We start from the raw sequence: 21,237 nt of genomic DNA, 5'->3' as shown, positions 1-21,237 counted from the left end.
CTTCTTTCCCATGAGTGCTTAAGCGGATTTGTTCATTCGCAACTGACCGTCCGCGAATTCCTTGTATAGACGATGAGTACGGTACAGCTGCTCATGAGAACCGACGCCCGTAATCTCGCCTTTCTCCAGAAAAACAATGGAATCGGCATCCACTACCGTAGACAGCCGGTGCGCAATGACAACGGTCGTCCGGCCGGCCATCAGGTTTTTCAGCGCTTGCTGCACGACCTCCTCCGACTTGCTGTCGAGATTCGACGTCGCCTCGTCCAGCATTAAGATTTGCGGATCTCGCAGCAAGGCGCGGGCGATCGCAATGCGCTGGCGTTGACCGCCCGAGAGCTTAATGCCCCGCTCTCCAACTTCCGTTGCGTAGCCGTCGGGCAGATCTTCAATGAACCCGTCCGCATAAGCCATTCGCGCCGCATGCTCCACTTCCTGCTGACTGACCTCTCGCTCGAGACCGTAGCACAGATTGTCCTTGATCGTTCCCGCAATGATTGGACTTTCCTGCGATACATAACCGATTTGCTGCCGCCAGAATCGGAGCGATGCGCCGGAGATATCTTGGCCTCCGAGACGAATGATGCCCGACGACGGCTTGTAGAACCGCTCCAACAGCGAGAACAGCGTCGTCTTGCCGCTGCCGCTCGGTCCGACGATCGCCGTCACCTTGCCCGCTTCAATGGTCATACTGACATCGCGCAGAATCGGCTCTTCGGGCTTGTAGGCGAACGAGACGTGTTCCACTTGCAGCGACTTATCCATAGCGGACAGCATCTGCCCTTTGTTCTGTTCTTCCTCCTCGGATTCGAGAATACCGATGATACTCTCCGTCGCGCCCATCGCCTTTTGGAATTGCGTGAAGAACTGCGAAATCTGCGTAATCGGCAGCATAATTTGGAACAAATACATAATGAACGCGACAAGCTCTCCCGCCGTCATTTTGCCCGATGAGACTTGCACGCCGCCGAAGCCGATCAGGCCGACCAGCAGCATCAATATAATAAACGTGATGATAGGTGAAATAAGCGCCTGCATTCTTGCTTCCTTAAGTCCCAAACCAAACAGGTTGTGAATACCTTTGCGTCCGTGTTCGTATTCAGCCGGCTCCGATCCCGAAGCCTTCACGAGTCGGATCTCCGAGACGACGCGGTTCACCACCGAGGTGAAGCTGGCGTTCTCCGCCTGCGTTTCCTTCGATACCTTATACATTTGACGTCCGATCGGCATCATAATGAGCGCCGCTACCGGAAATACAACTAACATGACGAGCGTCATCTGCCAATTCATGTAGAACAAAATGGCAAGTGATCCGATAATCGATAATATGCCGGTAAAAAATCCGGTCACATGCTCCGTAATTAGCCCCTTGAGAATGCCCGTGTCATTCGTCAAACGGCTGACCGTGTCGCCCGACGACTTACTGTCGTAATACGGAACAGGCAGCCTCAGCAGCTTGCCCCATAACCGCTCGCGGATAGCAGCCACGATTTTGTTGCCGCCATAATGCAGCAAATACACTGATATGCCCCCGCAAACGACTTGCCCGATGAACGCCGCCGCCAGTCCCAGCATTTGCCCCGTGCTCAAAGAGCCGAACGAGAAGCCGTTGACCAGGTTTTTCGTGAACATCGGGATCGTCAAGCTAACGAGCGTATTCATCACGCTTAGCACGACCGCGACAGACAACAGCGCTTTGGGCGGGTTCGTATCCATTAACAGGCGAATGAATCGCTTAAGACTTCCTTTTTGAGTATTCATCATACCACTCCTCTATTCCTTGTTTCTCTATCTCTCTTCGTACTGTACCGTACCCATTTAAACGCAATTTAAACGAAAGAAAGGCATCTCCCCAACAAAAAAAGCACCCGTTACATACGGATGCCTTCGACTTGCACGCTTATTTAAGTTGCTATTTTTCTAAGCTCCGGAAATTCCTCTAAGTAGCCGTTCAGCTCCAGCTCGATCAGCGCCTTGCGGATGCTGTTCTCGTCCTCGCCTGATTGGTCGGATAGCGCGAGCAGCTCCTGCATCGAAATATCCGGTTGCTGCTTGCAGTAAGTAAGCAAGCCCTTGGCCGCCCAGGATAGGCGGTCATCCTGAAACTCGCCGATCATTTTACGGAATAACTTGTGTGGAATCAACTGCTGATCGACAAGAGACTGCATCGCTTTAATCGCTTCCTTAACCGTCATACGCCCTTTCCTGGATACTTCGGACAACGTCAATGTAGACGCCTCCGATGTCCGGGAGCTTAAGACGATATATATCATTTGCGAGTAAATATCGAGGTTCGGCTTAAAGAAAATTTCTGTTGATACGGTAAAATTGCGTACGTCAATTTGCTTCATTTCGTTAGTCATGATGAATTCTCCCTTCCAGATGGTCTATACCATCATAAAGGTTCGAAAGCGAGGATTCAAATCGGTGCTTTATGAGAAAAACATCATAATAAATCCGGATTATACTTTTGTTGCCGTGCCGAGCAGCTTCTGGATATGGCTCTCGATCTTAGCCGGGTCATCGGTCGGGCTGAACCGCTTGACGACGTTGCCACCCTGGTCAACGAGGAACTTCGTGAAGTTCCACTTGATCAGCTTCGATCCGAGCACGCCGCGCGCCTCGTTCGTCAAATGCTGGAACAGCGGATGCGCATTGCTGCCATTGACATCAATCTTCGCGTACAGCGGGAACGACACGCCGAAGTTGATCTCGCAAGACTGCGCGATCTCATCGTCGTTAGCCAGCTCTTGATTATTGAATTGCGAGCAAGGGAAGCCAAGGACGGCGAAGCCTTCCCCCTTGTGCTCGTCATGGAGCTTCTGAAGGCCTTTGAATTGCGGCGCGAAGCCGCACTTCGTAGCCGTGTTCACGATCAGCAGCACATCACCCTTGTATGGCGCAAGCGTCTGCTCCTCCCCTTTGATCGTCTTCACATCGATATTATAAATAGACATGTTCATCCGCTCCTTCGATTTTCTCGATTTTGTATAATTGAATTGTATACAATACAAAAACCGATGTCAACCCTGATCGGTGCCTCCTGCAAAACAAAGAGGGCTAACCGTCCGAATCCCTTCGGCAGTCAGCCCTTCTCCTTAGCTAGAATCGTTCTTCTTCCTCCCAAGCAAGCGGCGAATGGCGGTAACGAGCGAGGTCGATCCTGCCAGCGTCGCTCACCTCAACGCCCTCTTCCTGTAAATTCATCATTTGCAGAAAACGTCCTTCGTCATCCGGAATCGCCACTTCGCCTTTGGCGTTAACGACTCGATGCCATGGCAGGTTATGAGCACGGCTCATCGAGTGAAGGATACGAACGACTTGGCGAGCGCCCCGGCTACTGCCCGCCAGCTCGGCTACCTGACCATACGTCATGACGCGTCCTTCCGGAATTTGTTGAATAATCGATATAACCCGTTGCGTGAAAGGCTGCATAACTTTATGACGCTCCTCTGACTTCTTTGCCTGCCTGAAGGCAGCGCTATATTTGTAAGCAGAGGATACTCGATTGAGCTACGTATCGTCAACTACGCGTTATTTGAACTTCGCCGGAAATTGCTTCACGACTCCCGCCACCAGCTTATCGCCGAACATCGCCATATGATTCTCGCCTTTATCGAACGCCGCTACGCTTGCATTCCAATCCTTGTTCATTCTTGCCGAGATATCTTCGGTGAGAAGCTTTAGATGAGTATCCAGATCGTCCTTCATCTCCTTGTACGACCAATTCGGATTGGCGGCGCTTAGAAACTTCGCGATATCGTCCGCATTCTGATACCACTGCTTATTGTACGCTGCCGCCTCCTCCGATTTGCCGCTCTTCAGCGCGTCAAGCAGCTTGCCTGCCAATACGATATGCTCGGTCAGCAGCTCCGTTAACTTCGTACCGGCAGCTTCGCCATAATAAGGCTTGAAAGCATCGCCGATATCCTTCTGGTTGCGAAGCAATCTTGCCAGCACCTGTTCCTGGTCTCCCACTCCGGCTAGTGTGCTAACGATATACAACCGCGTCCATACAACATGATCAATCCACAGCTCTCTCAGTTCCTGCTTCAGCGTAGCAGCAGACAGACTCAAACATTTTGTTGGATTGTTCTCCGCGGCTTGAGCTTTCATACCCGGCACACCCGCTCCGAATATAAGCGCTGCACATAATAGGGCCATCACAACTGATTTTCTTAACATACACTCATCTCCTCCAAGTGGTGGTACGACACGCCTGAGATTAGTGTGACCCAATCGATCTTTTCCATGCGACTACAAACTTTTGAACGTTTTTCCACCTTTTTGCTGTTTTTATTTACGATTTCGACATTTTTTTCGACTTTCAATAAATTTGCTTTTTATTTTTCCGATAAAGGATGTAGAATAGAAGTAAAGAGTTAATGCCCGATCTCGTCAAACTCGCCGATGCTTGCCGTCGGTAAAGTAAGACTTACTTTGTAACATACCCGTAAGGAGTTTTTCTCTTTTACTATGTGAAAAATGTTACAATCTCATGCCTTACTCACCTTACCTGAGGCGTTTGACATCATCGAGCCCATGACTCACCTACATTCCTATGTAAAGGAGGACGTTCCCCAATGTCACAACCATCTGCTCAACAAGAGGTTTCTGCAAGCCTCGCGGAAGAAAAAAAATCGTTAGACGTGCTCGATCAGCTTATGCAGCCAGAGGTACAGACCTCTCTGACTGTATTGGTGGATAACCTGCCTAAGCTGGCTGAAATGGTCACTGCAATGACCACTGCCTATGACTTCGCTAAAGGCATCGCGACTGACAAAGTATTGATCAACGATTTCGCGCAAGGTATCGGCGAATTCGTTAAACCAGTTCAAGAGAAAGCCAAAGGCATCGCTCAAGCAGCTATCGAAGCTGGTGAGCGCTCGCAAGTCGACACTTCTTCGACAGTCGGCCTATTCGCTATGCTCAAAATGCTGAAAGATCCAGAAGTTCAAAAAACGCTTCGCTTCGCTCAAGCTTTCTTGAACGTATTGGCAGAGCGCAAAAACTAATTACAAATAAGCAAAGAATGGAGGATGGACATGTCTAAACATATTCTTATTTTGGGCGGCGGTTACGGTGGTCTTCTTTCCGCTCTAACAGCACGCCAACATCTGTCTGCATCGGAAGCAACCATTACCGTTGTTAACCGTTTCCCAACTCATCAGATCATTACGGAGCTTCACCGTCTTGCTGGCGGAACTATTGAGGAGAATGCTGTATCCCTTCCTCTTAACAAGCTGCTTGGCGACAAAAAAGTTGACATCGTTGTTGACACCGTTAAGCAAATCAGACCTGACGACAAAATCGTTGAGTTCGAGAGCGGCAAAGTAATCGGTTACGATGCGCTTGTCGTTGCACTCGGAAGTGAAACGAACTACTTCGGAATTCCTGGACTGGAAGAGAACAGCATGGTGCTGAAGTCGGTTGCTGATGCTAACCGTATCCGCAAGCATGTTGAAGCTCGTCTGGACGCTTACAAAGCATCCGGAAACAAAGCTGACGCTACAATCGTAGTCGGCGGCGGCGGTCTGACCGGCGTTGAGCTCGTTGGCGAATTTGCTGACAAGCTGCCTGAAGTATGCAAAAGCAAAGGCATCGACTTCAACGATATTTCGTTGTACTGCGTAGAAGCCGGCCCTGCCGTATTGCCAATCTTCCCTAAAGTGTTGATTGAGCGCGCGGTATCCAGCCTTGAGAAACGCGGCGTTACGTTCATCACTGGCGTAGCAATCACTGAAGCAACGAAAACAGCCGTATCCCTGAAGGACGGCAATACAATCGAATCGAACACAATCATCTGGACTGGCGGCGTAAAAGGCAACCCTGTTGTCGGCAGCAGCGGCCTTGCAGAAGATCGCGGCCGTTCGACGGTTACGCCAACGCTTCAATCGACTTCCCACTCGGACGTATTCCTTGCAGGCGACTGCGCGGTTGTATTCCCAGAGGGCAGCGAGCGTCCATACCCGCCAACCGCTCAGCTTGCTTGGCAAATGGGTGAAACAGTCGGCCATAACCTTGGCGTTCTGTTCAAAGGCGGTTCCATGAACAAATTCGAGCCTGTATTCTCCGGAACGCTCGGCAGCTTGGGTCGCAAAGACGGCGTAGGCACAATCGGCGGCAATGCAACGCAGCTGAAAGGCTTGCCTGCATCGCTAATGAAGGAAGCGAGCAACATCCGCTACCTGTCGCATATCCACGGTCTATTCGCACTGGCTTACTAAGCCAAGAAATAGAAGAAGGTCGAGGGCTTCATATGAAGCTCCCGACCTTCTTTTTTTATTTGAATATAGCGAATTTCAATTTCTTGCTCTTCAGATATTGTATGATTTCAGGAAGCGCTTCGACCGTTAATTTCTTCTCGTGCATGACGTAGATACCGCCTGACGGCGATTTTTGTTTGAAATAGCTTAATATTTGTTTCTCCGTCTTCGCCTTCCAATCGACAGGATCGCGATTCCACATAAGTACCTTCATCCGCTCCTGCTTCGCAACCGCCTCTACTTCATCATTAATCGCACCGTATGGCGGACGGAACAGGCTAACGACTGTGTTCTCGCCCTCCGCTTCCGATTCAATCAGCTCGTTCACTCTTGCAATGCTATCGGCATTCTCTTCAGCGGTACTCGCCGTGAAGTCGTTATGCGCCCAAGAGTGATTGCCTACAGCCATACCATTATCAACGGCATACGCCGCAGCTTCGGGATCATGCTTCACGTTAAGTCCTACGAACAAGAACGTTGCCGCGATGTCATGCTCCTTCAATATATCGACGATCTGCTCCGTATATTCGGAAGGGCCGTCATCGAACGTCAAGGCAACATAACCTTTCGGAACGGAATAGGTATACTCCTCAGCGTCTGCCTCCAACACTTCGTAGCTATGCGCAGCAACTTCAGTCTTCGGCTCGACCGTTTCTGCAGGTGGCGTCACTTCAACTACTACAGGCTCCACTGCCGGCAGCACCGGCCTCGGTGTAGTTCTTATTAAGAGCTCATCGACAAATGGGAACGATTGTGCCGCATTGGCGCTTACCGTATCGTCGCTGTCCGGGCTTAGTGCATCAGCATGATTAGAGAACAAGCCATTCTCTGTACGAGAAGCGAACAAGAAAAATAAGCAAACCACCATAGCGAGACGCAGCGCTGCCTTGCCAACGAACGGCGCCCATTTGCGCTTGCGAGGCTTCGGTTGAGGCGGCTGTATTTCTTCAACTTCAGAAGCAGCCTTCTCCGGAAACGAATCACTCAGCCGCATTTGTTCCAACTGCATGGCATAGGACTCCGAGCAAGCAAAATACAGCGTTTCCCCAAAACGTTCATCCATCTTGATCAGCGAGCTATAATGCCGATTGCGGAACGGATCCCACTTGGCATATAAAGACATCCTCACTCTACTCGCAGCAAGAGGATGGAGTGCGATTATTTCATTGTAGGTAAACTCATCAATGGCGATGACGTACCGAGCCGGCTCCTGAATGCGAGTGATGATGACCTCCATCTGAAAGCCGGTCCGTGTCTGCTCAATGGACGATAGCTCAATCATTTGGACTGTTTTAGTTTCCATAGCTGCTCCCGACTCTCATAACCGATCATTTATGTATGAATGCGATATGTTATTCTATTAGTCGTTGCGATCGTTTTTGTTCTGGCTTAGCGGTATAGACATCCGGCTCGTAAAGTCGCTAATCATGTTGGACAAGTAAGCCTTCTCTTGGCGTACCGTATCGAACTTCTGTTTCACATGCGCGTTCTCTACTTCCAGTCTGCCGATCCGCTCTTCCATCTCGTTGATTTTCTTCATCTTCTCGGCATTAGCCTCGTTATGGGTCTGAGCAAGACTCGTATACTTCTGCTGCTCGAGGTCAATGACACTCTTAAGGTCATCGATTTCTGTCGACAAGGTGGACTGGAGCTCCCGGTAATCCTCGATCACTTGATCGACCTTCAAGTTCTTCTCAATCAGCTTCTGCTCTAGATCTAGAATGCTCTTCTCGCGCTCTTCAATCACTTTGTTCAAGTTCTTCAGATCACGGGTTAATCGTTCAATGTTGCCGTTCGAGTGCGTCAACCGATCCTGCAGCTCGTAAATGTTGATTTCCGCATGTTGGCGAGCTTGAATCATCTGCTCAACGGCAAATACGAGATCGAGCGACTTCTTGTCTAGATTAGACTTGCTGGCTGCGAATGTCATGGACGATAACGACTCCTCTACTGCCGAGGCCAGCTCGGAATCGGCTAAGCCGCTGTCAGGCGCAGACTTTGGGACCAATGGTTCAGATCCCAACTCCTGTTGTTGATCTTTTGCATCCTTTTTTTTGAAGAAGGGTGAAATCATTCTCTCATCATCACCTTGTCTAATTTATCTATTAAATTTGTCATTATCTGTCGAACTATATTGGATCTATTATAAAATAATTACAGACGCCATAAGCGAGACTTTGTACCTAACTTTACCAAATCGAACTAAAGGCCTAGTTTACGAACGCAAATAAACCGTGACATTCGTCCAGGCGGACGAGTGCACGGCTCATAGGCGGCTGCTGTTAAATTAAGCTGTCAATCGATCAATCTGCTCGTATTTCGAGCAACTCGTATTTAATGATGCCCATCGGCGCTGTTACCTCAATGATATCTCCGACTTTCTTGCCAATAAGCTCCTTGCCTAGCGGGCTTTCGTACGAAATTTTGTTATCTTCGACGTCCGCTTCCTCGCTGCCGACGATTTTGTATTCAATCCGTTCAGCGAATTCAATATCGTTTAGTACAGCAGTAAGGCCGATATTGACCTTCGACGTATCGAGGGTGGTAGCATCCACAACGCGTACCTTCTTCAGCATTTTCGTCAGGATCGTAATACGCGTCTCCATGAACGCTTGATCTTCCTTAGCCGAATGGTATTCGCTGTTCTCCTTCAGATCGCCGTAGCTGATCGCCAGCTTAATACGGGCAGCCAACTCCTTGCGCTTCACGTATTTCAATTCATCCAATTCAGCTTCTATTTTCTCAAGCCCTTCTTGGGTCAATATAATTTCGTCATTCGCCATTTGGACAACTCCCACTAGTAATATTTATATAGTTTAACCGATATTGGTCCAAAACAGAAATTTTCATTCTTTGTAATGTTAGAAAAAGAAGCGTACCCGACCTTTCGGATACGCTCTCGCTTGCTGTTTATTAAGCTAAAACCGCCTCATTATCGTTGCTGCGCAGCTGCTTGCTTCTCAGTTGACCGCAGGCAGCATCGATATCCGCGCCATGCTCTAGACGAACGCTGCAGTTAATCCCCTGCTTCTTCAGCGTATCGTAGAAGATTCGGATTGATTCCTGCTCGCTCCGCTGATACTGACTATGCTCATCAACCGGATTATACGGAATCAAGTTGACCGTCGCCAGTTGCTTGCGATTGGCAACTAGCTCAGCCAGCTCAAGCGCATGCTCCTTCTTGTCGTTGACGTCCTTCAGCAGTATATATTCCAGCGTGATTCTCCGCTTCGTTTTCTCCAAATAATAATCGATCGCCTGCATCAGCTTCTCGATCGGTATCGCCTTGTTGATCTTCATAATTCGCGTGCGCAGCTCGTCGTTAGGCGCATGAAGCGACACGGCGAGATTAACCGGAATCTCGGTATCGTCCGCAAACTCGATAATCTTCTTCGCTAGTCCGCTCGTCGATACCGTAATATGTCTAGGTCCGATAGCTAGACCCTTATGGTCGGTCACAACACGGATGAAGTCCGACATGTTCGTGTAATTGTCGAAAGGTTCGCCGATACCCATCACGACAATATTGCTTACGCGCTCTCCAGCGCCTGCGCTATCTAGATGCAGCTGCACCTTCATGATCTGCTCCACGATTTCTCCGCTCGACAGGTCGCGACTCTTCGCAAGAAGACCGCTCGCGCAGAAGCTGCAGCCGATATTGCAACCGACCTGCGTTGTCACGCAGACAGACAGACCGAACTTATGACGCATCATAACCGTCTCTATCAGGTTGCCGTCCGTCAACCGGAACAAGAACTTGACCGTTCCGTCAGCCGACTGCTGCTTCACATGCTCGGTTAACGTCTGAATCGTGAAGTGCTCGGCAATCAGCTCCGCACATTGCGGGTTCAGATCCGTCATCTCCGTAAATTCCGTTACTCTTCTACGGTACAAGTAATCCCATACTTGCGCCGCTCTGCCTTTCTTATGTCCACGCTCTTGCAGCCACTCCGTCAGCTGCGCAAGCGTTAATCCGTAAATGGATGGTTTGCTCATTGGTTGCCCTCTTTTCAACGCTGTTTCCTCGTACGTCACATTTTCGCTATATCATATTGTCCCAAAATTTCGAACGGAACACAAGGAGGGATATGACGGTATCTAAGTTTTCGTCCAAATAAAAGCGGGCTCCGAGAGGAGGCCCGCCTTTAACGTACTTATATTGTTAAGGTGCAATATTAGGCGTCACTTTGACAGCAATCACAACCGTCTTTCCCCCGTACCTCAAGGTTACCGTCGAACTGCCTGCTTTGAGGGCGTTAATGTTGCCATTATCTACGCTAATAATATCTCTTCCCGATACAGACACCGTTGCCAATCCTGACACGTCCTGCGTTGACTTGTCGCTGTACGTAGCTGTAACTACATACGGAACGCTATTCCCCGCAACTATGGATTGCTTGGAAGCATCTACGGTCAACTTGAACGGAACGTCAACGGCTATCGTTATTCTTTTGCCTCCGTATACAGCCGTTATGTTGGCCTTGCCGATACCAACAACGGATATGACGCCGTCCACGACCGTCGCCACGTTTGCGTTGCTCGTAGCCCATACCGTTCCGGCCGCCACATCTTCCGTGGAATCAAGTTTTCCGTCACTAAGTGTTGCTATAAGCTCAATGTCATACTCTTGCCCGGGAGCTCCCGTAATTTTCTTCGTCAGTGACGTGAGCGACTTCACTGAGACATCGATCGGGATCGATATGGACTTCACATTTCTGCTCGCAGGATCACCGAATGTTGCCGTAATCTTTCCTTTGCCAAAGCCGTTCACCGTTACAACGCCATTCTCGACTGAAGCTATGCTGGTGCTGCTTGTCCATGTAGCTTGGTTCGTCACATCTTCCGTGTATTTATCTCCATACGTTGCGATTAATTCGATATGATGCTCGCCCTTGCCAGCTATTTTTTTCAAATTGGCTTTTATGGAGGACAAGGCGACGTTTACTTGAAACTTAATTGATTTACCGGCATAAGCAACAGTGATGTTCGCTCTACCGTATCCTACCGCTGTGACATTACCGACACTGTCTACGGTAGCAACATTCGGATTGTCGGTCGCCCATTCCACTTCGTCGTTATAAAACTCGGAGCGTGTATTGTCTTTAAACGTGGCGATGTGTTTCCAGTCATTCTTCACTTGATTCGGGTGCATATTTATCGATTTAACCGCTCTGCCCGTAGAATCGGATACGCTGACAGATTTAGCTGATGAGTCAACATCGATTGAATAAACAAGACCGTTATACTCACCTGTTATTCTTGCAGTACCGTACCAGTTAACCCTAAGAACCCCTGTCTCTGAAACCGATGCAATCATTGGATTAGTAGAGGACCAATTGACTCCCGAATCAATGACCTCGGGCTTGTTGCCAGCGCTGTCAGCGAATTGCGCTTTCATCACAAGTTGGATCGATTGTTCGTATATTGGTTGCAAAATCAATGTCTTTACTTTTTCGATCGCACTTGTCCCAATGTATACATTTTTGGCTTGAGAGTTAACTGAAATAGCCACTTTCTTACCGCCATAAGATCCCGTTAATGTTGCCGTTCCGTATCCATTCACTTTCACTTTTCCATCTATAACTTCAGCAACCTGATACTTCGTGCTCGTCCAGTTTGCCATTGTAGTGACATCTGACGTCTTCTTATCCGCATACGCAGCGGTTAATGTCACCGGATATTCAACGCCTACACGCCCGTTCAATTTGCTCATCGAAGCTGAAAGATTCGTTACAAGCTGCTCGGAAGCCACGTTAACCTTAACGGACTGCGATTGGCCACCAAGACTCGCAGAAATAATAGCCGAACCAACTCCTGTAGACGTAATTACACCATTACTAACCGTCGCTACTGCTTCATTACTAGATTCCCATTCTGCTATTTGAGTCACATCTGGCATTGTTGCATCGTTATACAAAGCTTGCGCCATCACGGTTTCCGTTTTAGCCAGACCGGTAATATTAACCGTTGTCTTATTGAGGTACAAGCCGATTAAGCGTATTTCTTGGCCGCTATTGGTTATATTAATTTGAGCCGAAGCCGGTTTTAGCTTTAAATACTCCGCCCCCGCCCCAGGTGTAAACGTCATTGTATAGACGCCGGGATTAACGGGTAACGTTGTGCCGTAATTAAGATAAGTATAGTCCCTCTCAATGACTTGATTGGTTTCATTGTTTGTATAAGTTATTTTATGCTTATTATCCCAATCTCCCCATTCGCTTAAATATGAAACCCTATTTCCAAAACCGTCTATAATACCTACAACATCCGGATTAATTATTTCGCCAACTCTGTATACATCTCGGTTTAAGCTAATTTTTGACTCCAGATTCATATCCGTGCGGAAGATAAAGTCATTTGACACTTCTTTGAATTTCTGTGAAAAATCGACGTATACGTACTCCTGGTTCGATTCGAAACCATATACGATCTCACTGTAGGATAACTTCGATACGTATATATGATCTACTAAACCTAATTTCGAACCACTATACAGGCTTGCTCGCTCTATCGGACTAAAAGCCCCCTCCATTGGCACAAGTCCAATGTCGGTAGCTTCCCACTCTTCGTCATCTACTTGAAACGAGATTTTAGTTAATTCCTCCTGACCGAATAACAATGTCGTTGTTCCCGAAACAACAACATCCTTCTTAAACAAAGAATAGGCTTTATCCAGGTCATATGCATTAATTTGCATATTATAGGTATCAGGCTTCACGAGGATCTTGCCACTGGCTTGAATAGGGGCACCGCCAATGGCCCTTTGATTATTATCAAGAAATGTAACGATATTCTGATCGTATTCAAAGTATTGACCCTCATTAGGCAGGTCTATTGTTACCGGAACGTATGAGCTCAAGTCAAGTTGTATTGGACTGCTAGTTTCTATGGATATTGGCAATTTTATAGCGTAAGAACCTACCGCCATTAGAAGATACTGTTCCGTGCCGTTGCTCCATTCATTCGTATTAAAATGAAGTGTCACGATATCTTCATCGTAATTAACTGTATAATCATAATTGGAAATGTTTTCCTCGTAATCATACAAGTAACGCCGTGAGTATAAATAGTCGTTTTCTGCTTCGCCATATACCCTCTTGGTTACCAAATAGACTTTGATCTCGTCTATACTGTATGAGTTTTCTAGATGAACAGGGACTATGACGGATATGCTGCCGTCACTATTAACAGAGGAAGTAGAGTGACCCGGGGCGTTTCCAGCAGCAGAGCCTTCTACTCTTCCACTATTCATTGCATAGGAGGGAGGATTGTGTTCGAAAGGTTCTAATACATTCTGATTACTCGCTGAGCTTGGCGCCTCACTCAAGTAGTTTCTTGACCCTTCTGCACTTGCCGAAACTCCCATTGGCAATAAAAAAAGCTGGGCCGCAATTAAAAGGATGGTTAATAAACTTAATGGTGTACGGATAAATCGCATGTAACACTACTCCTCTTCCACTTGGCATAATAGTAAATATATTCCACGTATATCTAGTATTATAACATACTCAAAGAAGTATATAAGGTATGAAAAAAGAAAAACGGACACTCCGAAGGGATGTCCGTTTCTTGGCACTGTGCATATTAATTTTAGTTTATTGAGCTATTTGTTACTGTCACTTTGATCGTGGTCGACTTGCCTCCAAATTTCAACGTAATCGTGGAACTTCCGGCTTTGAGCGCCGTGATATTCCCTTCACTAACGTCGACAATTCCCTTACCGGAGGCAGCGAATGTCGCCAAATCGGTTACATCCAAAGTAGAATTGTCGCTAAAAGTAGCCGTCACGATGTAAGAAACGATCTCACCTGTACCGATTGTAAGTTTGGACTCACTAACGCTCAGCGTGAATGGCACATCAACAGCAACCGTTACTTTCTTGCCGCCATATACAGCTGTAATGTTAGCCTTGCCTACACCGATAATCGTAATGACGCCATTCTCGGCTGTCGCCACGGTAGCATTGCTAGTCGACCACACTGTACCTGCTGCCACGTCTTCTGCGGAATCAGCCTTCCCGTCGCTAAGCGTTGCAAGTAGTGCCACTTCGTACTCCTTACCAGGTACACCAGTTATTTTCTTCGTCGGTGATGTGAACGACTTCACCGACACATCCACTGGAATGGATACCGTTTTCGCATTTTTGCTTGCAGCATCTCCGAACGACGCTGTAATCTTCCCTTTGCCTAAACCATTAATCGTAACGTAGCCATCCTCGACAGTCGCAACGCTGGAACTGCTCGTCCAAACGGCTTGTTCTGCCACATCTTCCGTATATTTATCTCCATACGTAGCCGTTAACACGATATCGTACTCGCCTTTGCCAGCTATTTTGCTAAAGTTAGCTTTAAGGGACGATAGTGCCACACTCACAGCAATTTTGACCGGTTTGCCTCCGAAAATAGCAGTAATATTAGCTTTGCCGAAACCGTTAACTTCAAGAGCACCACTGTTATCTACACTCACAACATTTTCATTGTCGCTAGCCCAAGTGACATCCTCGTTCTCTACATTGACTTGTTTGTTATCTTGCAAAGTAGCCTTTACAACCAAGTCGCTCTTCACTTGATTAGGGTGAAGGTTCAACGATTTGATCCCCTTCGGATTCGCGCTATCCGTAATGCTCAATGCTTTAATCGATGCGTCCACTTTGATTGTTACAGTAAGCCCCTTGTATTCTGCAGTAACATTGGTAGTACCAAAATCATTAACTGTTAGCAAGCCCGCCTCTGTGATTGAAGCGACTTCCGAATTCTCGGAAGACCATTCAACACCTGAAGAAATCACTTCCGGTTTGCTGCCGATGCTGTCCGCGAATTGAGCTTTCATCGCTAATTGCTGGCTATCTCCGGGCTTCATTGTCAACAGTTTCGGTTTGTCCGTTATCGTTGTGCTGATATATACATTTTTTGCAGCGGAATTAACTGATACGGTCGCTTTTTTACCGCCAAACTCAGCAGTCAATGTGGCCGATCCATAGCCGTTTACTTGTACTTTGCCGTCATCAAATGTTGCGACTTCCGGCTTGTTACTGCTCCAGTTTGCTGTTTCCGTCACGGCTTCATTCGAGTTATCCGAGTAGGTCGCAGTCAACGCTACATCGTAACTATTGCCAGTGCGCCCCGTCAATTTGGTAGGCGTTACGCCAAGGCTTTTGAGTTGCTTCGCAACAACGCTGACTTTAACTGCCTGCGATTTGCCTCCATAGTTAACCGTAATCGTAGCTGTACCAACGCCCGTGGAGGTAATGGCGCCGTTATCAACGGTCGCAACATTTTCATTGCTTGAGGTCCAACTCGCATCATACGTAACATCTTGCTTCGATCTATCGCTGAACGTTGCGCTAGCCGTAATGCTCTCCGTTTTATCGAAGCCAATCATATTGATCGACGATTTATTAACGGTAAGGCTCGACAACGTGACGTTGCTGCCGTTCGCAGTAAGCTTGATTGGAGCCGATACTGTCTCCAAGCCGAAATATTTCGCGCCCGCCCCCGGTATATAGGTCATCGTGTAATCGCCGACAACATCAGGAAGGAGTATAGGGTTGGACAAATAATAAGGATTAATGTTAAAAACAGCATTAGTTACTTTATTCGTGAAAATTATGCTATGACTGGTATCGCGGTCATTATCATCGTAAATATCCGTAACATGATTACCTCGGCCGTCTACGATCCCAGCGGTATCCGGATTAAAAAGATAAGAATTCGCTTTGTAGGAACTTTGGGTCAAATTAATTTTGGATTTCAAATTCGTATCCGTTTGGAATGTGAAATCTCCAGTAACATTCTTATTGCCTTGATTATAACCAAGTGAAACGACATCAACCTTGCTTTGGTATCTGACATCCGTCTCACTGTAGTTTAATTTGGAGACGTATACCGACTTCAAGCTCTCCTTATCTTCGTATTTATACAAGCCGACAAACCAAGTCCAGTTGTAACCCCCGTCCTGCGGATACACTCCGAAGCTTAATTGCTCCCAATCCTCATCGTCCATTTGGAGCGATACCTTTGCCAAAGTGCTTAATGCTATTGATAATGTGTTCTGATTGGAAATAGTTACGTTTTTCTTGAAAATCAAATAGGCTTTCTCGTCGTCCCTCGCATTAATTTGCAGGTTGTAAGTATCCGGTTCAACTAATATTATGCCGCTATTTGCAATGGCCGAAGCTCCAATAGGCTTCTGATTGCCATCCACGTACGTCACAAGGTTCTGCTCGAATGCAAAGCCTTCTCCCTTGTTCGGCAAATCTATGGTTACGGGAATATATTTGCTCAGATTGACCGTTTTGGACTTTCCTTTATCAGCCGAAGTGAACGGTAATTTAATGGCATAGGAGCCTACTGTTAATAGGAGGAATCTTTCGCTTCCGGCAGTCCAATCAATCGATTCAACTCGGATTTTAACGTTATCTTCACCATATTCAACGGTATAATCATAGTCAGTATTATAATATTCCGAATTCCTATCTAGAAAATCCAACGAGTAGTAGTAATCCGTGCTTCCTGCCCCGTAAACTTGCTTTGTAGCAATTTTTGCATCGACGCTGTTATATTGCGGATTAGCAATCACGGTCGGAACGACTACTGTAAGGATATCTCCGCTATCGACGACATTAGCAGAGCCTATAATAGAAGACTTCGCTTTGGTTGAGCGTGAATCGCCAACTCTATTCTCAAGTTGAGTGGTATAAACGGGAACTTCACCCTTCATCGTTACAACAGTTGAAGGCGTGTTTCCTTCCGAGATCGGCGCCTTGCTTAAACTATCCACAGATAATTCCGCATTTGCGGAAGCTTGTCCGATAGGTAAAACAAATAATTGGACCATGAGTGCTAGTACAGCTAGTAAAGCAAATGATTTACGGGTAATTCGCATGCTGATTACTCTCCCTTTTCGTTAAGTTTTAAAGTAAAAACATTCCAAATTCTTTGGGTATTATAACATGGGTCTTCCAACTTGTGTAACCATATATTTACAATTTAAGATAAATTAAATTAATTTTCGTTACTATAGAACTAGTATATTAAATCGGACTACCAGGTACTTAATGGGAGTATCCCAATCCTTGAAACTTTCGACAAAAAACGACGTACATACTTTTGTCATATACATCGAAGGAGGCCGCATTATGACTGGCATCAGAATCGTTACCGATTCCACGACAGACTTGCCCAAGGAATTGCTTCAACAGCACGGAATAGAGGTCATTCCGCTGTCAGTTTATATAGATGGAGAAAGCTATGAAGATAATGTTACGATTTCCCCGATAGATTTTATTCACAAAATGAAACAAGCTGCCGAGTTGCCAAAGACCTCGCAGCCTGCTGTAGGAGCGTTTGTAGACTTATATGACAGGCTCGGGGCAGACGGCCATACGATTCTATCCATTCATATGACAAGCGGCATGAGCGGAACATATTCGACTGCCTGCGCAGCTGCAACGATGTCGGAAAGCAATGTCGTCGTTGTAGATTCGCAAATGATATCGCAAGCGCTTGGATTCCAAGTCATTGAAGCGGCCAAGATGGCGCACGCAGGAAGCACGATTGACGAAATTACTGCGAGGCTGCGCGGCATACTTGAAGGTACATCTTTATTCGTCGTTGTCGATACGGTCGAAAATCTGGTCAAAGGCGGGCGCATCGGCAAAGCGAAAGGCTGGATCAGCACCGTTCTCAGTATCAAACCGATTGCCATGCTTGATAAGGGCGTCTATTCGCCTGTTGCCAAAGTTCGGACCACCACACAAATTATTAAAAACCTAATCGAACGTTTCCAAGCCGATACCGCAGGAAAAGAAGTGAAGGAGATCGGCATTTCCCATGCGGACAACCTTACATTAGCCGAACGGCTGCGCGACGAGATTAGTCGCTTTACTGCAGCACCGATTCGTATTCAGCCCGCAACGCCGGTCATAACGACGCATACAGGACCTGCCGCAATTGGCTTTATGTATTGCGTTAATTAATCATTTACAGGCTCGAAAGCTGCTTGATATCATAACGAAAAAAAGTTTCGCTATTGCTCTACGCCAGGTTGGCTCGTAAGCAAATAGCGAAACTTTTTTACTCTATTTCTTCTCAAAGTGTTCGAGTTAGGCGGATGGAGACGAATTGCTGGCGCAATAAAGTAAATTCGTTACGTTATTGAAGCTAGTACGTGTACACAAGGTGAAATAGCGAAAATTCGTTACGCTATTCCGCTCCGGTCAAGGCACACCGCCTTACAGCCACCACTCGTTATCATTCACGTCCGCGTTCTCAAGCGGGTTGCGGCTCCATTCGAATGTCGTCTCCTCGCCGTTCAGCAGCCATCGGCTTGGGCAGGTCGTTTCCATCCAGTCGAGCGGCTCGCCGGGAGGCAGCTCTTGGGATGCTAGGTCGAATGCGGCCCGCAGAGCCGCCTCCTGCTCCTCGGTCACGATGGCTGGATCAACGGAGACGAAGAGCGGCGTTCCGCTGCCTGCGAGCAAGTCGAGCCACTGCTTGTTCAGCTCCCATGGAACATCCTTTGTAATGCCAATGCAGTCGGCATCGTGACTATAGAAGGTATTATGCTGGGCCATGCGGAACGCCATCGTATTGACGCCCATATAACGCGTCCGCTCCCATGACTTGCCGCTCGTATCATCGCCCGTGCGCTGGATTTCGAATAGGCCTGCAGCAAGATGACTGATCGTATTGCAACCGATCAACAGACTGCTGCCAGAAGCTTCGGCGATAGTCCGATAGAGGTCAAGCACGATTTCGGCTGTTGTTCTCGATTGGTCGCTGAACGTATTGGCAAGCGAGTTCACGTTCGATTTCATTCGGAACCCCCATTCGCCAAGCAGATCATAGGTAGAGAAATCATGCTTAATCAGCTCGAAGCCCCAATCCGACATTTCCTTAATCGATTTCGCAATGAACTCGAGTACTCCCGGTACGGTTGGATCAAGCACGCTGTCCGTCTCGCTTGCCGAATATCGCAACCATTCCTTCGGCACATTCGGGTCAGACGACATCAACGGCCTGCACCAAATGCCTGGACGAACGCCGGTCTCTTTCATCGCTCGCGCAAGCCCCGCCATATCAGGGAACTTGTCGCTGCCCGTCCATGGTGCTCCCTTACAGCCTCCGCCGCCGCTTGCAAGCTGCCAGCCATCGTCAATAACCATGAATGGACGGTTAACTTCCGATGAAGCGAGCGAGGATATGAACGCCGAGTCTGCCAAGATCTCCTCATGCGAGCTATTGCCGTAAGCGTAGTACCAGTTATTGCCCCCATATACCGGCTGAGACGGCAACACGGGCTGCAAGCACATCAACTGGCAGAAGCGCCGAGCTGCAGCAAAGGCTGATTCCCCCTCTTTTCCTTCGAACGCCAACAATGCAGCTACTTCCAGCCTTCTATTTCCGAGCAATACGCCGACTGCACCATTTCGCACATCCGCGGTGAAGGTTATTCCCTCCTGATCGAGCTTCCAACTGCAAAATGCGCTTGGTCCTGTCCGTACGCCATAACCGTTCGTGACATTGCCGTTATTCGTCAAGAAGTACCATGGCATCACTCGCTCAGGCACGATGCCCCGCCATTCCAAATCCCCATAAGCCCGCTCCCAGTGATCGCCCATTACGAGCAGCTTGCCTTCTGCCTGCTTCGCCCAGCGGATCTTCACTGTAAGAACCGGTTCGGCCGCTGACTCCAGCCATAGATGCACCGGCGCCCCATCAGACTCTTGCGCCCCCGCAAGCTCCACTACAACACGGTCTTTACTCCACTTGCCCGTTTCCTGCAGGGTCAGCTGTTTCCAGCCAAGCTCCGTCTCTACCCGAATATCGATTGGTTGCTGCAAAATAGATAGTGACATATATTCCAATCCCCTCTCTGCTCTTCCTTGCATGCCTTATTAGAAAACTCGATAATGAGAGTATAAATGACTCTCGCTGCATTCGTTATCACATATGAGGTCTTACTGCTAGAAATAATGAACCAAATGGGACATGATAGAGAGACACAGAAAGGAAGGAGATGCCAGCGATGACGAACAGGGCTGCCGCTGTGCTAAAGAGCCGTACTTTTCCCAACTTAAAATCGGAGGTTTATCTGTATGGCATGCATACAGGCGTAACCGGCAAAGGCTGGTTATGCCAGCGGCATCTTCACCACATGATGGTGGAGGTCAATCTCGTGCTGAGCGGGACTCAGACTGCCATTATGGATCATGCCTCCTATGAGCAGCAGGCTGGCGATCTTCTCATCATACCGCCTATGAAGCCCCATCGGTACAAGTCGGATCGGCAGGAGCCACTGCATTATTTTGTTATGCATGTTCAAGTGTCCGACACGGCATTCATGCAGCTTATGAACAAGTGCGAGCAGCTCCATTATCCTAAGGGCGATCCGCTTAACGACAAGCTTCGACCGATCATCATGCAGCTTATCGAGCAGCTCCAAGAGGATGACTCGCACTCGCACATCGCGTTGTTGGCCAACGCGCTCTTGATGATGAGCCTGCTCGAGCGTCATATGAAGACGCAGCAGTCAGACAGCCCGCACTCTACCGAAGAAACATTGCCCGCACTTATTGCACGTGAGATTGAGAAGCTGGTTACACTCCGCCCTTCTGATGGCGAGGGCTGGTTCGAAACCCGTGAACCGCTGCACAATTGGCTCGCACAGATCGCAGAGAAGCTGCTTATCAGCCGCCGCCATTGTTACCGTGTATTCCAGCAAGCTTACCGTATGTCCCCGCGCGATTACTTAGCCGTGCTTAGACAGCAGGAAGCGATGCATTCGCTTGTAAACAGCGATGACTCCTTGGAGCAAATCGCCTATCGCATCGGGTTCGAAAATGTGCAAAGCTTCATTCGCCAATTCAGCAAATGGACAAGCATGACGCCAGGCAGCTTCCGCCGCTCGGAACGAGATTCAATTCATTACTTGACTCCGCTGGAGCTGAAGCTGGAGCATTAAAAAAAAC

The 21,237-nt window shown here is 47.9% G+C and carries 16 protein-coding genes; 4 read left to right on the top strand and 12 right to left on the bottom strand.

Annotated features, from left to right (window positions below; genetic code table 11):
- Positions 1-18: 18 nt before the first annotated feature.
- The 5 genes from V8F51_RS13070 to V8F51_RS13050 form a co-directional block, all read right to left on the bottom strand.
- Positions 19-1,764 (bottom strand): ABC transporter ATP-binding protein, encoded by a 1,746-nt coding sequence (locus tag V8F51_RS13070; protein WP_442956427.1) that lies wholly within the window; start codon positions 1,762-1,764, stop codon positions 19-21.
- Positions 1,765-1,904: 140 nt separating this feature from the next.
- On the bottom strand, positions 1,905-2,363 hold the full coding sequence (locus tag V8F51_RS13065; RefSeq protein WP_337100708.1) for a hypothetical protein: 459 nt from the start codon (positions 2,361-2,363) through the stop codon (positions 1,905-1,907).
- Positions 2,364-2,462: 99 nt separating this feature from the next.
- Positions 2,463-2,957: a glutathione peroxidase gene (locus V8F51_RS13060; protein ID WP_337100707.1), complete on the bottom strand. Its 495-nt coding sequence runs from the start codon at positions 2,955-2,957 to the stop codon at positions 2,463-2,465.
- Positions 2,958-3,102: 145 nt separating this feature from the next.
- On the bottom strand, positions 3,103-3,435 hold the full coding sequence (locus V8F51_RS13055) for an MGMT family protein (protein ID WP_337100706.1): 333 nt from the start codon (positions 3,433-3,435) through the stop codon (positions 3,103-3,105).
- A gap of 99 nt (positions 3,436-3,534) precedes the next feature.
- Complete coding sequence (locus V8F51_RS13050; RefSeq protein WP_337100705.1) at positions 3,535-4,185, bottom strand: glycosyltransferase; 651 nt, start codon at positions 4,183-4,185, stop codon at positions 3,535-3,537.
- Between the two features lie 398 nt (positions 4,186-4,583).
- On the opposite strand from V8F51_RS13050, the gene V8F51_RS13045 reads away from it, so the two are divergent.
- The gene (locus V8F51_RS13045; RefSeq protein ID WP_337100704.1) at positions 4,584-5,015 is read left to right on the top strand and encodes a DUF1641 domain-containing protein; all 432 of its coding nucleotides are present in this window, start codon (positions 4,584-4,586) and stop codon (positions 5,013-5,015) included.
- 30 nt (positions 5,016-5,045) lie between these two features.
- Positions 5,046-6,227: an NAD(P)/FAD-dependent oxidoreductase gene (locus V8F51_RS13040; protein WP_337100703.1), complete on the top strand. Its 1,182-nt coding sequence runs from the start codon at positions 5,046-5,048 to the stop codon at positions 6,225-6,227.
- Positions 6,228-6,282: 55 nt separating this feature from the next.
- Here V8F51_RS13040 and V8F51_RS13035 read toward each other — a convergent pair whose 3' ends face one another.
- The 6 genes from V8F51_RS13035 to V8F51_RS13010 form a co-directional block, all read right to left on the bottom strand.
- Positions 6,283-7,569 carry a polysaccharide deacetylase family protein gene (locus V8F51_RS13035; RefSeq protein WP_337100702.1) on the bottom strand — a complete coding sequence of 429 codons (1,287 nt, stop codon included), beginning with the start codon at positions 7,567-7,569 and terminating at the stop codon, positions 6,283-6,285.
- Between the two features lie 57 nt (positions 7,570-7,626).
- Positions 7,627-8,274 (bottom strand): hypothetical protein, encoded by a 648-nt coding sequence (locus V8F51_RS13030; RefSeq protein WP_337100701.1) that lies wholly within the window; start codon positions 8,272-8,274, stop codon positions 7,627-7,629.
- Between the two features lie 295 nt (positions 8,275-8,569).
- On the bottom strand, positions 8,570-9,049 hold the full coding sequence (greA, locus tag V8F51_RS13025; protein WP_337100700.1) for a transcription elongation factor GreA: 480 nt from the start codon (positions 9,047-9,049) through the stop codon (positions 8,570-8,572).
- A gap of 130 nt (positions 9,050-9,179) precedes the next feature.
- Positions 9,180-10,262, bottom strand: a complete 1,083-nt coding sequence (gene rlmN, locus V8F51_RS13020; RefSeq protein ID WP_337100699.1) for a 23S rRNA (adenine(2503)-C(2))-methyltransferase RlmN — start codon at positions 10,260-10,262, stop codon at positions 9,180-9,182.
- Between the two features lie 166 nt (positions 10,263-10,428).
- Positions 10,429-13,704 carry an Ig-like domain-containing protein gene (locus V8F51_RS13015; RefSeq protein ID WP_337100698.1) on the bottom strand — a complete coding sequence of 1,092 codons (3,276 nt, stop codon included), beginning with the start codon at positions 13,702-13,704 and terminating at the stop codon, positions 10,429-10,431.
- Positions 13,705-13,856: 152 nt separating this feature from the next.
- Positions 13,857-17,102 (bottom strand): Ig-like domain-containing protein, encoded by a 3,246-nt coding sequence (locus V8F51_RS13010; RefSeq protein ID WP_337100697.1) that lies wholly within the window; start codon positions 17,100-17,102, stop codon positions 13,857-13,859.
- Between the two features lie 301 nt (positions 17,103-17,403).
- Between V8F51_RS13010 and V8F51_RS13005 the strand changes: the two genes are divergently transcribed.
- On the top strand, positions 17,404-18,243 hold the full coding sequence (locus V8F51_RS13005) for a DegV family protein (RefSeq protein ID WP_337100696.1): 840 nt from the start codon (positions 17,404-17,406) through the stop codon (positions 18,241-18,243).
- A gap of 255 nt (positions 18,244-18,498) precedes the next feature.
- Here V8F51_RS13005 and V8F51_RS13000 read toward each other — a convergent pair whose 3' ends face one another.
- The gene (locus tag V8F51_RS13000; RefSeq protein WP_337100695.1) at positions 18,499-20,124 is read right to left on the bottom strand and encodes a hypothetical protein; all 1,626 of its coding nucleotides are present in this window, start codon (positions 20,122-20,124) and stop codon (positions 18,499-18,501) included.
- Between the two features lie 170 nt (positions 20,125-20,294).
- Here V8F51_RS13000 and V8F51_RS12995 point away from each other — a divergent pair, with 170 nt between their 5' ends.
- A complete protein-coding gene (locus tag V8F51_RS12995; protein WP_337100694.1) occupies positions 20,295-21,230 on the top strand; it encodes a helix-turn-helix transcriptional regulator in 936 nt (311 codons plus the stop codon).
- Positions 21,231-21,237: the final 7 nt, after the last annotated feature.

This window comes from Paenibacillus sp. YIM B09110, from assembly GCF_037167145.1.
Lineage (GTDB): Bacteria > Bacillota > Bacilli > Paenibacillales > Paenibacillaceae > Pristimantibacillus.
This window is presented reverse-complemented; position numbering and strand designations above follow the sequence as displayed.

Bases quoted from the DNA above. Each gene is read 5' to 3' on its own strand.
- V8F51_RS13070 (WP_442956427.1), bottom strand. From the start codon at position 1,764: ATGATGAATACTCAAAAAGGAAGTCTTAAGCGATTCATTCGCCTGTTA.
- V8F51_RS13065 (WP_337100708.1), bottom strand. From the start codon at position 2,363: ATGACTAACGAAATGAAGCAAATTGACGTACGCAATTTTACCGTATCA.
- V8F51_RS13060 (WP_337100707.1), bottom strand. From the start codon at position 2,957: ATGTCTATTTATAATATCGATGTGAAGACGATCAAAGGGGAGGAGCAG.
- V8F51_RS13055 (WP_337100706.1), bottom strand. From the start codon at position 3,435: ATGCAGCCTTTCACGCAACGGGTTATATCGATTATTCAACAAATTCCG.
- V8F51_RS13050 (WP_337100705.1), bottom strand. From the start codon at position 4,185: ATGTTAAGAAAATCAGTTGTGATGGCCCTATTATGTGCAGCGCTTATA.
- V8F51_RS13045 (WP_337100704.1), top strand. From the start codon at position 4,584: ATGTCACAACCATCTGCTCAACAAGAGGTTTCTGCAAGCCTCGCGGAA.
- V8F51_RS13040 (WP_337100703.1), top strand. From the start codon at position 5,046: ATGTCTAAACATATTCTTATTTTGGGCGGCGGTTACGGTGGTCTTCTT.
- V8F51_RS13035 (WP_337100702.1), bottom strand. From the start codon at position 7,569: ATGGAAACTAAAACAGTCCAAATGATTGAGCTATCGTCCATTGAGCAG.
- greA (WP_337100700.1), bottom strand. From the start codon at position 9,049: ATGGCGAATGACGAAATTATATTGACCCAAGAAGGGCTTGAGAAAATA.
- rlmN (WP_337100699.1), bottom strand. From the start codon at position 10,262: ATGAGCAAACCATCCATTTACGGATTAACGCTTGCGCAGCTGACGGAG.
- V8F51_RS13015 (WP_337100698.1), bottom strand. From the start codon at position 13,704: ATGCGATTTATCCGTACACCATTAAGTTTATTAACCATCCTTTTAATT.
- V8F51_RS13010 (WP_337100697.1), bottom strand. From the start codon at position 17,102: ATGGTCCAATTATTTGTTTTACCTATCGGACAAGCTTCCGCAAATGCG.
- V8F51_RS13005 (WP_337100696.1), top strand. From the start codon at position 17,404: ATGACTGGCATCAGAATCGTTACCGATTCCACGACAGACTTGCCCAAG.
- V8F51_RS13000 (WP_337100695.1), bottom strand. From the start codon at position 20,124: ATGTCACTATCTATTTTGCAGCAACCAATCGATATTCGGGTAGAGACG.
- V8F51_RS12995 (WP_337100694.1), top strand. From the start codon at position 20,295: ATGACGAACAGGGCTGCCGCTGTGCTAAAGAGCCGTACTTTTCCCAAC.